The following is a 14094-nucleotide window of genomic DNA, read 5'->3' on the forward strand; positions in this document are numbered from 1 at the left end:
GGATATCACTGGCTTTCACATTGATTCACTGCACATTTGGGTGTAGAACTTGTATACCTAGGGCAACCTTGAGGGGCTACAGTGAAACGGCAAAGACTGGCACTGCTTGCGATAACCCTGCTGGCGCAATCGGCAATGGCGCAGCAGGCGATCACCGTGTATGGGGTTGTGGACCTGGGGCTGGTGCGCGACACCGATTCCGGCAAGACAGCGATGAAGGTCGACAGCGGGCAACAGACGGCTTCCCGGCTAGGTTTCAAGGGCAACGAGGACCTGGGCGGCGGTATGACGGCCAGCTTTGTGCTGGAGTCCCAGATAGAATCCGACACGGGCAATCCGTCGTTTACCGGCCGCGTGTTCGGCAGCCAGGCATGGGTGGGACTGTCCGGCCCGATGGGCGGCATCAAGCTGGGACGCATGTTCACGCCCTATTTCGGCGCCATCGCCACCAACGATCCTTTCGACGCCAAGGGGCCGGGCGAAGCGACCCGGCTGTTCCAGGATTCCGGCGTGCGCATGGATAACACGATCCGGTATTCGCTGCCGGCCAACTTGAATGGTTTTTATGGCGACCTGGCGTATGGTTTCGGCGAGACGGCGGGCAACCAGTCCGCCAACCGCCAGATCAGCATGGACGCCGGCTATGCCGCCGGGCCGCTGAACGCGGTGATGGCTTACCATACCACCAACGATGCGCGTGGCGTCAAACTGGTACGCAGCATGCTGGCGGGCGGGAATTACAACTTCGGCAAGGTCCGGGCCTGGCTGCTGCTGGCGCGCAATCGCGGCAATGCGGGGTTGGACACGCGGGATTTCCTGCTCGGCGCCAGCGTGCCGCTGGGACTGTCGACGGTCGCCGCCACCTATGTGCGCAAACAGGACCAGTTCCGCCCGAACGCCGACGCCTCCCAGATAGCGCTGGGTTACTATCACTTCCTGTCAAAGCGGACCAACATGTACCTGATCGCTTCGAATCTCGACAATGACAGCGCAGCCAAATACCAGGCCTCGGCGCCGGGCGGCGGCAGGCGCCTGGTCACCTGTGGATTGCGGCATCAATTCTGAACGGGAGCGAATATGGATTGCGCGGCCAAACTGACGCGTATCGCCGGGAACGGCATGCTGGCGCTGGCATGCGCGCTGGCGCCGCTGATTGCACTGGTCCCGGCGGCGCAAGCTGTTGAGGTGGCCATGGCTTTCGGGGAAAAGATTCCACCATTCTGTTTCCCTGAAACCGATTCCGGCATTGAAATCGAAGTGATGCGCGAAGCGCTGGCCTACCGTGGCCATGTGCTGAAGCCGCGCTACTATTCTTTTGCGCGCATTCCGGTCGCCTTCAAGGCCGCCGAAGTGGATGCCGCCATGACCGATCTGGGCGAGGATATGAGCGCCTGGGGCGCTTTCTATGGCAACCCGGCTGTCACGTATGACAACGTCTTTATCAGCCTGAAGGAGCGCAACCTGGTCATCAACAAGCCCGAGGATTTAAACGGCCTGAGTGTGATTTCCTTCGTGGGCGCGGCAAAGCGCTATCCGGCCTGGCTGGATAACGTCAGAAAGAGCGGCCATTACTTCGAGCAGAACGATCAAGCCCTGCAGGTGCTGACCCTGGACCGTGGCCGCTACGACGTGGTGCTCAGCGACCGCAATATCTTCAAGTACTTCACGCTGCAGTTGAAACTGAACAAATCGTTTAAGCCCAAGCCGGTGGTGGAGCACAATTTCGTCAAGATGAACTTGATGGACTACCGGCCCGTGTTCCGGGACAGCACCGTCCGCGACGATTTCAATGCGGGATTGAAGTACCTGAAAGACACCGGGCGCTTTACCGCTATCTACCAGAAGTACCTGGGACTGGAGTGAGTCGATTGCGCCGCCTGCATGCGCACCCGCTCTGTCCCTCCCACAAGGAGTCTCATGAACGCAAAAAAACACTGGACCTTCGACGACTTTGAGCCCGGCCAGGAATTCGAACTGGGCAAGAAACTGGTGACCGAGGAAGAGGTCATCGCCTTCGCCCGCCAGTTCGACCCCCAACCGTTCCACCTTGACCACGCGGCGGCGGAACAGTCAATCTTCGGCAAGCTGGCCGCCAGTGGCTGGCACACGTGCAGCATGATGATGCGCGTGGTGGTCGACAACCTGCTGTCGCATTCCACCAGCCTCGGTTCGCCCGGTGTCGATGAAGTGCGCTGGCTTAAACCCGTGTATCCGGGCGATACGCTGACCGTGTCGTATTGCACGAAGTCCGTGCGCGCATCGCAATCGAAGCCGGACCGGGGCGTGGTGGTGTCGGTCTGGAAGGCGGTCAACCAGCATGGCGACCTGGTGGCCACGGTGGAAGGCATGGGCATGTTCGGGCGGCGCGCGCCGTCCGGGGAGGGCGGCAATGCGTAACATCGCCACCCTGGCCGACATGAAAGCGCTGGTCGGACAGGAAGTGGCGGTGTCGGCGTGGTTTGACATCACGCAGGAGCGCATCAACCAGTTTGCCGACGCCAGCGGCGACCACCAGTGGATCCACACGGACGTCGAGCGGGCGCGGCGCGAATCACCGTTCGGTGGCCCCATCGCGCACGGTTTCATGACCATCGCGATGGTGCCGGCCATGCTGGAGTCCGCGCTGACCATGACCGACATGAAAATGGGTGTCAACTATGGCTTGAACAAAGTCCGCCTGCCTGCCCCGGTGCCGGCAGGCAGCCGCGTGCGCGCACGGCTGACCATCCAGCGCATCGAGGACATCGACGGCGGCGCCCAGGTGGAATGGGGCGTGGTGATCGAGCGCGAAGGGGGCAACAAGCCGGTATGCGTGGCGGAATTATTGATGCGCCGGTACTGATCCGGCGGCGTGGAACCGCAGAACATGCGCCGTCGCGGCAAAGCGCTCGTTGCCGGCCAGCTTGCCGCTGATGGTCTCGACGATACGGAAACCTTCGCTCTGGTACAGCGCGAGTGCCGCGTCATTTCCCTCCAGTACATCCAGCGCCAGCGGCTTGCCGGCGGCGCGCAGCACCGCCCGCAGCAATGCCCGCCCGACGCCATTCCGGTAGCGGGCCGGATCGACATACAGCCAGGTGACTTCATCATCGGTGTAGCCGGCGAAACCGGCGACGACGCCATTTTCCACCGCGACGAATAAGGTGGCGTCGAACAAGCCTTCGGTTTCGCCGGTTTCTTCCAGCGTCAGGAAGGCGTCGGCCAGGCCGCTGGCATCGAGTTCAAATTTGCGGGCGGCGTCGTGGATTTCACAAATGCGCGCCCAGTCGGTGTGGTGATATTGGCGGATGTGCATAAGATATCAGCTCCCTTGCCGCAGCAGGCCCAGCCCGGCCATCGCGGCCTGCATCCGTCCCGCCTTGTCATTCATGATGCGCACTTCCTCCTGGTGCGCGGCCTCGATACGCGCCATCTCCGCATCGAACCGGTCGTACTCGTCGGCATTGGCAAACTGGACGGTGTCGGTAAAGATGGCCGTGTCGCGGCACGATTGCATCAGCGCGCAGATGTTGCGGGCGGCGTCCAGCCACTGTTCGCGCGCCGCGTAAAACGCGCTTTGCGAATGCAGGAGCCAGGTCAGCCGGTCCGCGTGTTCCGTCGTCCGGGCCTGGCGCTCGGCGGCGGGGAGCGTGTTGATGACGCTGGCATACTCCGCGGAAGAAGCCGTGATGATTTGCTCGCACAATTGCTTGTGGGCGGCAGTCAGTGCCGCCAACTGGTCGATGTCGGTCAACGAAGCCAGGGTGCCTTCCTCGCTGGTCAGCCGCTGCGGGGACAGGATGCGTTCCAGTTGCAGTTTCGCCTGTTCGGCGGCATACGCATTGGCGGCCTGGACGCTGATGGCGATGACGCGCTTGCTGATCTCAAGGAATTGGAGGTCGGTAGAGTCGAGTGGCATGTTCATTGTGTATTTTGCAATTATTTCAACTGTAACACATGTGCTTGCCTTGGACAGATAATCCAACATTCTTCTTGCGACAGCGCCCTCAAAAGACATATGTGAGAAGTAACTTATTTGTTGCTAGCAAGCATGCAATAATGTGACTTTTTCCTGTGCCGATGATTGATCATTTCCGGGCGCGCCCCCGGCGGCGCAGTGTGGTGGCCGTGCTGCTGGCGGCATTGCTGTGTGCCGGCATGCCTGGCGCGACTGCTCAAACCCGCCCCGGCCTGGTTTCATTCCAGCGCATCGCCATTCCCGACGACGTTCCGGCCCACTTGACCACGGCGGCCGCGCAGGATCAGCGCGGCATGCTGTGGTTCGGCACGCAGGATGGGCTGGTGCGGTACGACGGCTACGGCTACAAGGTGTATCGCGCGCGGGCGGGCGATCCGGCCGCGCTGGGCGGCAGTTATGTGCGGGCCTTGACGGTGGCGCGCGATGGCCGGATCTGGGCCGGCACCATCAGCGGCGGCGTGTCGGTCTTCGACCCGCGCAGCGAACAGTTCTTCCAATACCGGCACAAGCAAAACGATACCGGCCTGGCGCACGACCGGGTGGAAAGCATTGCGGAAGACCACGCCGGAATACTCTGGCTGGCGACGGATAACGGGGTGGACCGGCTCGATCCCCGTACCGGCAACATCACCCATTTCCGCCACGATGCCCAGGATGCGTCCAGCCTGGCCAGCAACCAGGTGCGCGCCGTGCTGGCGGACCGGGAAGGGCGCCTGTGGGCGGGCGGCCAGGATGGCTTGCAACTGTGGCAGGACGGCCGCTGGCTGCGCGTGGCGTCGGAACCGGATGCGCCGGCGTCGCTGGCGGGCCAGCATATTACGCGGCTGATGCAGGATGCGCGGGGCCGCATCTGGATCGGCACCCGCAACCACGGCGCCGCCATGCTGGATCCGGCGCGCCTGCCGCAAGCGGCGGGAAGCGGCGCTTCGCTGCCGCCGGCCAGCCAGCTGCTGGTGCGCTGGAGACCGTCGGACAAGCCGGATTCGCTGACTCCCGGGCCATCGAGCCTCAGTCACTACTGGGTCTACACCATGGCCGAAGCGGCCAACGGTGAAATCTGGATCGCCACATTCGGCAACGGCATCGATGTGATCGATCCGCAATCGCTGCAGGTGATCGACCGCTTGCGGCACGATGCCGGCAGCACCAACTCGATAGGCGCCAGCCGCATCGGCGCCTTGCTGAGCGACCGCGCCGGGACCATGTGGGCCGGTTCGTGGGGCGGCGGCATCGCCCAGCACCATGCGGCCACGCGCGCGTTCCGAAAAATCCGCCACAGCGCCATCAATCCCGACACACCCGGGCATCCCGGCATCGTGCGCGCCATGGAAAGCGCGGACGGCAAGCTGTGGCTGGGCACCAATGGCGAAGGCGTGGACGTGCTCGATGCGGACGGCCACGTGGTGGCGCGCCACCGCGCGCGGCGCGGCGATCCGGGCGCACTGGCGGACGGCTCCGTTACCTGCCTGGCGCAGGATGCGCAGGGCGGCATCTGGATTGCCACGCTGGACGGCACCTTGCACCACTTGCGCGCGGGCGCCAAGGCATTCCAGCGCTATGGCGAAGTGCAAGGCTTGCCGGGCGGGCCGATACGCGCCATGGCGTTCGGGCCGGATGGCGCCTTGTGGATCGGATCGCAAAAAGGCTTGGGGCGCATCGCACCGGGCGGCAAGGTGTCGGCATACCGTCATGTGGCGGGCGACGAGCGCACCTTGTCCGGGCGCGAAGTTGAGTCGCTGGCGTTTACCCGCGACGGCATCCTGTGGGTTGGCACGGACCACGGCATGAATGCCTTCGATACGGTACAGGGTGTGGCGGTGCGCATCGTGCGCGATCCGCATCGGGCGGACAGCTTGCCTGATAACTGGGTGCCGGACTTGATGGTGGACCGTCAGGGCAAGCTGTGGCTGGCGACGCAATCCGGCGTCGCCATTTTGAACGCGTGGGATGGCAAACAGGCGCGCTTCGACGTGGTGTCGCGCCGCATTGGCTTGCCGTCACAGCCGGCCGAATCGTTGCTGGAAGATGCGCAAGGCATGGTGTGGCTGAATGGACGCACCCGTATCGACCCCGCCACGTGGCAATTCCAGACCTATGGCCCGGCCGATGGCGCCGATTTCCGCACCCGTTATATTGCCAGCCGCGCCATGGCGCGCAACGGCGACCTGCTGTTTGGCTCGCCGGAAGGGCTGTTGATCGTGCGGCCCGCGCTGTTGCGCGGCCGCGGCGAACCATTGCGTGTGGTGGCGACGGTCTTGTCGGTGGCCGGGCATGACGTGCCGGGCGCCGGGGAACTGGCGCAGCTGGAATTGCGGGCGCCGCAGCGCAGCTTGCGGGTGGAATTCGCCGCGCAGGGCGCCAGCGCGCCGGACCTGGTGCGCTACCGCTTCCGTCTGGATGGCTATGATGCCGACTGGGCCGAAGCCGGCGCGCGCCAGCGTGTCGCGGCATATACCGGATTGCCGCCGGGGGAATATACCTTGCGGGTGCAGGCGGCCATGGGCGACGCGCCGTGGCCCCGGTCCGGTCACGGCGAATGGACATTGCAGGTGACCGTGGCGCCCGCGTTTTACCAGACCGTCCAATTCCGTGCGCTGATGTGGCTGCTAGGTGCGGCGGCCGTCTTCGGCCTGTTCCGGCTGCGCCTGCGCCAGTTGCGGCGCCGCGCCGCGCGTCTCGAGCGTACCGTGGCGGAACGGACCGCCGCCCTGGAATCGGCTTACCGCGACATCGAGCAAGCCAGCCTGACGGACCCGCTGACGGGGCTGCGCAACCGCCGCTTCCTGGAACAGGCATTCCCGGCCGACCTGGACCTGGTGGCGCGGCGCCATGCCAACGGCGCACCGCCGCCGGAGACGGCGCAGGGCGCCGACCTGCTGCTGTTCATGCTGGACCTCGATCACTTCAAATCCGTCAACGACCAGTATGGCCACGCGGCGGGCGACGCGGTGCTGGTGCAGGCGGCCGCCGTGCTGCGCCAGTGCATGCGCGGTTCCGATCACATCGTGCGCTGGGGCGGAGAAGAGTTCCTGCTGCTGGCGCGCTTTGTCGACCGCAGCCAGGGGCCGGCCATGGCGGAAAAGATCCGCGCGGCCGTGGCCATGCACGCCTTCACGCTGCCGGATGGCACCGTGCTGCGCAAGACCGTGTCGATTGGCTATGCGGCGTGCCCGCCGGTGCCGGGCCGGATGGATGGCGTGACCTTGGACAGTTTGCAACAATTGGCCGATACCGCGCTGTATGCCGCCAAGCGCAGCTGGCGCGATGCGTGGGTCGGCGTGTCGCTCGATCCTGCGGGACGGGAAGAGGCGATCCGGCGCTTCCTGGCGGACCCCGCCGCCAACGCCGGCGAGTGGCGCGTCGAGGCATCGCGCAGCGAAGGCATGCGGTGGGGATAGCGGTGGCAACAGGCGCGGAAATAGTTGCCAAAAAATTTACCAAAAACAACTCAATTGATGTCGAGCAACGATTGTGTATATAATAATACGTTACTTACGACAACGTTGCGCCCGCTGAATGCCAGATTGACAAACCGCGTCGCTGTCGCTCATCATAAGGAATGCCTTAGTGCATCTCTCTATGGTCGGCTGTGTTTTATGGTAGTGCCGCACCCTCGATCCGGTGCGGATCCGTCTAACAAATGAATGGCTCATATGGACCTGCATGAAAAGGCAATCAGGGTATTGCGCGCGAGCCGCGGTTTTGGCGTGCTCGATGATGCGGTACTGAACGACCTGGCGTCGGCCCTGGTATTCCGCGACGTCGCGGGCGGCACGCAGGTCTACAAGGAAGGCGAGAATTCGGACAGCATGCTGTTTTGCGTCAGCGGCGGCATGCGCGTCTCGCGCGGCGCCGGCGCCGACCTGAACCTGTATAACGAAGTGCGCCCCGGCCAGAGCGTCGGCGAAGTGGGCCTGATCCTGCAGCAGCCGCGCACGGCGGATGTCACCGCGATCCGTGACTCCACCGTGGCCTACCTGTCGCGCGCCAGCTACGAGGAATTGCTGATCAAGCACCCGCTGGCGCTGAACCAGGTGTTCGTCAAGACGGTCTATAACTTCATGCGCCATACGCCGGTCGCGCACCAGCAATATGCGCAATCGTTTGCGGTGGTGCCGCTGCATGACGGGGCGGAAGCCGCCGAAGTCGCCCATCAACTGGCCACCGCGTTTGCCTCCATGGGGGGCGCGCATCACCTGCGGCCGCCAGAAAACGGCAGCAACCACGACGGCCGCCACGCCGACGAACTCGAAGGCGAATACGAATACCTCGTGTACGAGGCGGAAGCCCGGCCGTCCGAATGGACCCGGCGCGCGTTCCGCCAGGCCGACCAGGTGATCTTTGTCGCCAGCGCCGGCTCGACCCAGGCCGTGGGTGAAATTGAAGAGCGCCTGACCCGGGAACCGGGTTTCCACCTGAAACGCAAACACCTGGTGCTGGTGCACAAGGATGGCGCGCGGGTCCCGGTCGACATCGGCCTGTGGCGCGAGGTGCGTGAATTTGAGCGGACCTATCCGGTGCGTGAAGGCCGTCCGGCCGACTTTTCCCGCCTGGCGCGCTTCCTGACCGGTACCGCGGTCGGGGTGGTGCTGGGCGGCGGCGGTGCGCGCGGCTTTGCCCATTTGGGCGTGCTGCGCGCGCTGGAAGAAAACGGCATCCCCGTCGACCTGGTCGGCGGCAACAGCATGGGCGCGCTGATTGGCGCGCAATTCGCGTGCGGCGTGCCGCTGGAAGAAATCCGCGAGCGCACCCAAGCGTTTGCCGGTGGCGGCGAGCGCCTCACTTTGCCGGTGATTTCCATCGTGTCCGGCCGCCGTGTCGAACGCGATCTGAAACGCATGTTCGGCGATACCACCATGGATGACTTGTGGACGCCGTTCTTTGCCGCCGCCTGCAACCTGTCCAAGGGCATTACCAGTGTCCAGGACCGGGGCCCGCTGTGGCGCGCCGTGCTGGCCAGCAATTCGCCGGCCGGCCTGTTCCCGCCGGTGCTGGACCGGGGCGACTTGCTGGTGGACGGCGCGATCCTGGAAAACGTGCCGGTGGAAGCCATGCGCGTGCGGCTTGGCACGCCGCTGGAAAAACGGCGCGGTAACGGCACCATCATCGCCATCGACGTCGATGTGCGCGAAGGCCCAGGGGCGGACCCCGACCTGAGCCGATTGTCCGTCTGGAAGACCGTAAAAGGGTACTTCAATTCGAGCGCCAACCCCACTCCCAGCATCGCGTCCATTCTCTACAGCGCCGGGCATATCGGCGGGGCCGCCCAGCGCGGCCGCACGATTGCCCAGGCGGATCATTATCTCGAACCGCCCGTCGCGGAATTCTCGCTGATGGGCTATAGCCGCTCGCGTGAAATCGCCGAGGTGGGCTATCGTTACGCCATCGAAAAAATTGAAAAATGGACGCATCCAGTTACATCAGGCCGCGCCTCAATGAGGGGCTGAGCAGCTCGGCCAAATTGGAGCCGGCTGACGACACACTGCGCCTGTCGCTGAGTCAAAGGGAAGTCTGGCTGGACCAGCGGGCATGGCCCGATTCACCGCACTTGAATATCGGCGGCGCCGCTTACCTGGAAGGACCGATGGACCTGGCCGTGCTGCGCCGGGCCATGGTGTGCATGGTCCAGGAAAACGAGGCGCTGCGCCTGGCGCCGCTGTCGACCGGACGCCAGGTTTTGCTGCCCAGCTTCGAGCGCGAACTGGAAGTGGTGGACTTGTCCGCCAGCCTTGACCCCCACAAAGCCATGCGCCTGTGGTGGCAAACCCGCATCCGCGACCAGTTCGTGCTCGATGGAACGCCGCCGTGGCGGTTTTCGCTGTTGCGCGGCAGCGATGAACTGTATGGGTTGTCGATCCAGTTCCACCATTTGATCATGGATGGCTGGGGCACCACCCTGGTGATCCGGCGCTGGGCGGAAATCTACAGCGCATTGCTCAAGGGCGAACCGGTCACACCGACCGCTGCGCCGGGCTATACCAAATTCATCGCGGAGTCGCATGCCTACCGCGACTCCAAGGCGTATGAGGATGACGCGCAGTACTGGCATACGCAAGTGCCGGAATTGCCGCCGCAACTGATCGAGCGCCGCTATGGCAATGGCAGCGCAGGCGGCGCGGCGGGCACGGGGCTGCTGCCGCAATCGCGGCTGGTTGAGCAGCGCATCCCGCGCGCCGATTACGACCGCCTGGAAGAACACGCCAGTCCTGCCGGACTGACCCCGTTCAACTATATATTGGCGGCGCTGGCGCTGTATTTTGCCCGCGTGAACAACGTGCAGGAAGTGGTGGTGGGGGTGCCGAGCCTGAACCGCTCGGGACGCGCCTACAAGGGCACCATGGGCATGTTCGCGGGCGTGCTGGCCGTGAAAGTGCCGGTGCACCCGGAAATGCGGGTCGACGAATTGCTGGCGGCCACCCGCATCGCGATGCGCGGCGCGCTGCGCCATCCGCGCTATCCCCTGTCCGACCTGGGGCGTGAACTGGAAGTGATCCGCCAGGGCCGCGACGGTCTGCTCGATATTTTCCTGTCGTTCGAGCGGCAGGATTACACCGTGCACTTTGGCGACACGCCATTTCTCGGGGCGCGCCAGGCGTTTTCGGGGTCGGCGCGCTATCCGCTGGGCGTGACGGTGTGCGAATTCCATAAAGAGAATGACCTGGAGTTGATCCTGGACGCCAGCGAAGCGTGTTTCGCGGAAGGCGAGCCGGAATTGCTGGGCCGCCGCCTGTGGCATCTGGCCGAGTCCATGCGCGCCAATCCCGAGGCGGGCATCGCCCAGTTGTCCATCGTGCCGAACGAGGAACAGTGGGCCGTGCTGTATGGCTTGCACCGCGATATCGCCACCCACGAATATCCGCCGCCCTTCATTACCCTGTTCGAACACCAGGTGGCCTTGCGCCCCGAGGCGCCGGCCGTGGTGTGGGACGACGGCGGCAGCATCGATTACGCCAACCTGAACCGGCGCGCCAATTTGCTGGCGCAGCGCCTGATCGCCCTCGGGGCGGGGCGGGATAAAGTGGTGGCGATGGCGATGGCGCGCACCTGCGCCATGGTGGTGGCGATGCTGGCCATCGCCAAGACCGGCGCCGCCTTCCTGCCGCTGGACCCGGATGCGCCGCTGGAGCGCCTGGCCGACATACTCGAGCAAAGCCGCGCCTGCGCGCTGCTGATCGATCCGGCCGCCGGCGGCCGCCTGGGACCGCTGCATCCCAACATTGTCCGCGTGCGCGCCAATGAAGCGCTGGTCGAGGCGCCCGATTCGGTCTTGCCGCCGCTGACGGCGAAACCGGCGCCGCGCGACCTGGCCTATGTCCTGTTCACGTCCGGTTCCACCGGGCGCCCGAAGGGCGTCATGGTGGAACACGCTGTGCTGTCGCGCCGCCTGGCGTGGCTGTCGCGCGCCTATGGCGTCGACTGGCGCGATTGTTCCGGGCAGTCGACCCAGTACACGTTCGATCCGTCGCTGGTGGAATTGCTGCTGCCGCTGATTAACGGCGGCCGGGTGGCGCTGCCGCCGCCGGGCCGGCTGTTGCCGGAATCGCTGGCGGAGTTCAGCGTGCGCCACGGCGTGACGTTTATCGCGTTTGTGCCAACCACCTTGCAGCGCTTCCTCGACGGGGCCAGTGGCATGCCGGGTCTCAAGTTGCGGGTGGCGTGCTGCGGCGGGGAAGTGCTGTCGCCCGCGCTGGCGCGCCGCTTCGTCAATGAAACCGGGGCGCGGCTGTTCAACGTCTATGGACCGACCGAGGCGTCGATCTTCGCCACGGCGTGGCAGTGCACGCCCACAGCACCGGGGGCCGGCGCCGCCGCGCAGCCGGGCACGGGCGACGATACGCCGCTGCCGATCGGCCGTCCGATCGACGACACCCGCATTTATGTGCTGGACGCGCAATTGCGCCCGATGCCGCTAGGCATTCCCGGGGAGATTTACATCGGCGGCGATACGCTGGCGCGTGGCTATTTGCACCGACCGGAACTCGATGCGGCGGTATTCCTCGACGATCCGTTCCAGCCGGGCTCGCGCATGTACAAGACGGGCGACCGGGGCTGGCTGGGTGTGGAAGGCAATTTGCATTTTGTCGGGCGGCTCGACCGCCAGGTGAAATTACGCGGCTACCGCATCGAACTGGGAGAAATCGAGGCGGCCTGCATGCAGGTCAACGGCGTGGGCCAGGCCGCCGCGCGCCTGGTGGACGTGGGCGGCAAGCCGCAAATCCATGCGTGGGTAGGCGCCGCCGATCACGTGACGGCGCAGCGGCTGCAAACCGTGCTGCGCCAGCGTTTGCCCGACTACATGATCCCCAGTGCGATGTGCGTGCTGCCCCGGCTGAATGAGAGCAGCGTCGGCAAGATCGATTACGACGCCTTGCCGGTGCAGCAACCGGGCGCGCTGGTGGAACCGGCGCGCCTGCCCGGTACCGCGCTGGAGCGGGAACTGGTGGCGATATGGGAAAGCGCGCTGCCGGGGCGCGCCATCGGCATCCAGGACAATTTCTTCGATATCGGCGGCGATTCGCTGGCGGCCGTGGCGATCCTGTCGGGCATTGACGCCAAGCTGGGCTGCAAGGTGCCGATGTATACGCTGACGGAACACCCGACCATCGAGCGGCTGGCCATTGCGCTGGGCAAGAAAATCACGCCGCCCGACATGATCCTCCCGCTGTCGGCGGAAAATGGCCGTACGCCGCTGTACCTGGCGGCCTCAGGTCATGGCGACCTGATGCGCTTCACGGAGCTGGCGAAGCTGGTGTCGAACAAGTTTGACGTCTATATGCTGCAGCCGCCGGTCGAGGGCAAGCTGAAGGATGTGACCAGCCTGGCCGAGCTGTACCTCAATTGCATCGTGGCGCAGGGCCGTGAACCGGGGGTGGTGGCGGGCTTCTCGGTGGGCGGCGTGGCGGCGCTGGAAACCGCGCGCCTGCTGAAAAGCAGCGGCGCGCCGGCGCGCCTGCTGGTGCTGCTCGATACTATCCACCCGCGCTCGATTGTCGGCGGCGTCGGATCGTGGCGCGCATTGGGCTGGCTGGTGCGCACCTTGCGCATCCAGGAACTCAGCATGAATGGCCGCCGCCTCGGCGGCCTGGTCGGCGATCCGGGCCTGGTGGCCCAGGTGATGGCGCTGCGCGGCTTCCATCCGGGCGAGTTTGACGGACAGACGTGCCTGGTGCGCTCGTCCGGCCTGGCCAACTGGGACCGGCTATTCTTCGGCAAGTGGCGCCGCCTGATGAAAGACCGCCTGACGGAGCGGCGCGTGCCCGGCTTGCACGGTTCGATTTTCGAGGCCAACAACATCGCCGAACTGGCTGCCGTGCTGGGCAGTGTCATGGATGAGCGTCATGCGGCGTGAGCCGCACGACCCAGCGCGGCCGCCACCGCCGCAGCCGGCGTCGGATGCATCCCCTGTCTCCGGCGCATCGGAACGCGCGCTGCGGGGCCGCCTGGTCGGCCTGGGGGTGGCGATAGCGCTGTTGCTGGCGCTGGCCGCCAGCTGGGCCTGGTCGCCGATGAAATCCATGCTGGACCTCGACGTCATCGTCGGCGCGCTGCGCGGCTTTGGCCAGTCGTTCGGCGTCCCGGCCGCCATCGCCGGCTTTGCGCTGGCGGTGGCGACCGCGGTGCCGCTGACTTTCCTGACCCTGGTGGCGATCGTCGCGTTTGGTCCGTGGACCGGCTTTGCCGTGGCGTTGCCGGGGGCGCTGATCGGCTCGGCCATCAGTTATGGCGCCGGCATGCTGCTGGGCCGTGAAGCGGTGGCGCGGCTGGCGGGAGAACGCATCAACATGGTCAGCCAGCGCCTCGGTGAGCGCGGCTTGCTGGCCATCGTGCTGATCCGGCTGGTGCCGGTGGCGCCATTCCCGATTGTGAACATGGTGGCCGGCGCCAGCCATATCCGGCTGCGCGACCTGTTGCTGGGCACGGCCATCGGCATGTCCCCCAGCACGGTGTTCATGATGTTCTTTGTCGATACCATCATCGCTTCGATGAAACAGCCGTCCGGCTTCGGTATCGGCTTGCTGGTGCTGACCGCCGTGCTGTTGGGCGTCGGCGGCTGGGGCCTGAAACGCTGGCTGAAACGGCAGGGAAGTTGAAGTAATCCACGGTTGTTGCCGTGGACATCTGTCAACACACGGTAG

Annotated in this window: 10 protein-coding genes; 8 read left to right on the plus strand and 2 right to left on the minus strand. The window is 65.1% G+C overall.

Going from position 1 to position 14094, the window contains the following annotated elements:
* The first annotated feature begins 81 nt into the window (after positions 1 to 81).
* The 4 genes from AC1RRC_RS01140 to AC1RRC_RS01155 are packed head-to-tail and all read left to right on the plus strand — an operon-like array spanning position 82 to position 2842.
* Entirely contained in the window at positions 82 to 1065 is a 984-nt protein-coding gene (locus AC1RRC_RS01140) for a porin (RefSeq protein ID WP_493053403.1), read from the plus strand.
* A gap of 12 nt (positions 1066 to 1077) precedes the next feature.
* Positions 1078 to 1863, plus strand: a complete 786-nt coding sequence (locus tag AC1RRC_RS01145) for a substrate-binding periplasmic protein (protein ID WP_493053404.1) — start codon at positions 1078 to 1080, stop codon at positions 1861 to 1863.
* 54 nt (positions 1864 to 1917) lie between these two features.
* Positions 1918 to 2397 (plus strand): MaoC family dehydratase, encoded by a 480-nt coding sequence (locus AC1RRC_RS01150; RefSeq protein WP_493053405.1) that lies wholly within the window; start codon positions 1918 to 1920, stop codon positions 2395 to 2397.
* Positions 2390 to 2842 carry a MaoC family dehydratase gene (locus AC1RRC_RS01155; RefSeq protein ID WP_493053406.1) on the plus strand — a complete coding sequence of 151 codons (453 nt, stop codon included), beginning with the start codon at positions 2390 to 2392 and terminating at the stop codon, positions 2840 to 2842. Before AC1RRC_RS01150 ends, AC1RRC_RS01155 begins: the two co-directional genes overlap by 8 nt.
* Here AC1RRC_RS01155 and AC1RRC_RS01160 read toward each other — a convergent pair.
* Together AC1RRC_RS01160 and AC1RRC_RS01165 are read right to left on the minus strand one after the other, a co-directional pair.
* Positions 2822 to 3295 carry a GNAT family N-acetyltransferase gene (locus tag AC1RRC_RS01160; protein ID WP_493053407.1) on the minus strand — a complete coding sequence of 158 codons (474 nt, stop codon included), beginning with the start codon at positions 3293 to 3295 and terminating at the stop codon, positions 2822 to 2824. The genes AC1RRC_RS01155 and AC1RRC_RS01160 overlap by 21 nt on opposite strands.
* A 6-nt stretch (positions 3296 to 3301) precedes the next feature.
* Positions 3302 to 3904 (minus strand): hypothetical protein, encoded by a 603-nt coding sequence (locus AC1RRC_RS01165; protein WP_493053408.1) that lies wholly within the window; start codon positions 3902 to 3904, stop codon positions 3302 to 3304.
* Between the two features lie 155 nt (positions 3905 to 4059).
* On the opposite strand from AC1RRC_RS01165, the gene AC1RRC_RS01170 reads away from it, so the two are divergent.
* The 4 genes from AC1RRC_RS01170 (at position 4060) to AC1RRC_RS01185 (ending at position 14049) form a co-directional block, all read left to right on the plus strand.
* Complete coding sequence (locus AC1RRC_RS01170) at positions 4060 to 7356, plus strand: ligand-binding sensor domain-containing diguanylate cyclase (RefSeq protein ID WP_493053409.1); 3297 nt, start codon at positions 4060 to 4062, stop codon at positions 7354 to 7356.
* 255 nt (positions 7357 to 7611) lie between these two features.
* Positions 7612 to 9405 (plus strand): patatin-like phospholipase family protein, encoded by a 1794-nt coding sequence (locus AC1RRC_RS01175; RefSeq protein ID WP_493053410.1) that lies wholly within the window; start codon positions 7612 to 7614, stop codon positions 9403 to 9405.
* Positions 9360 to 13307 (plus strand): non-ribosomal peptide synthetase, encoded by a 3948-nt coding sequence (locus AC1RRC_RS01180; RefSeq protein WP_493053411.1) that lies wholly within the window; start codon positions 9360 to 9362, stop codon positions 13305 to 13307. Before AC1RRC_RS01175 ends, AC1RRC_RS01180 begins: the two co-directional genes overlap by 46 nt.
* A complete protein-coding gene (locus AC1RRC_RS01185; RefSeq protein WP_493053412.1) occupies positions 13297 to 14049 on the plus strand; it encodes a TVP38/TMEM64 family protein in 753 nt (250 codons plus the stop codon). Before AC1RRC_RS01180 ends, AC1RRC_RS01185 begins: the two co-directional genes overlap by 11 nt.
* Positions 14050 to 14094: the final 45 nt, after the last annotated feature.

The sequence above is a fragment of the Pseudoduganella sp. GW821-FHT12E03 genome (assembly GCF_058807115.1).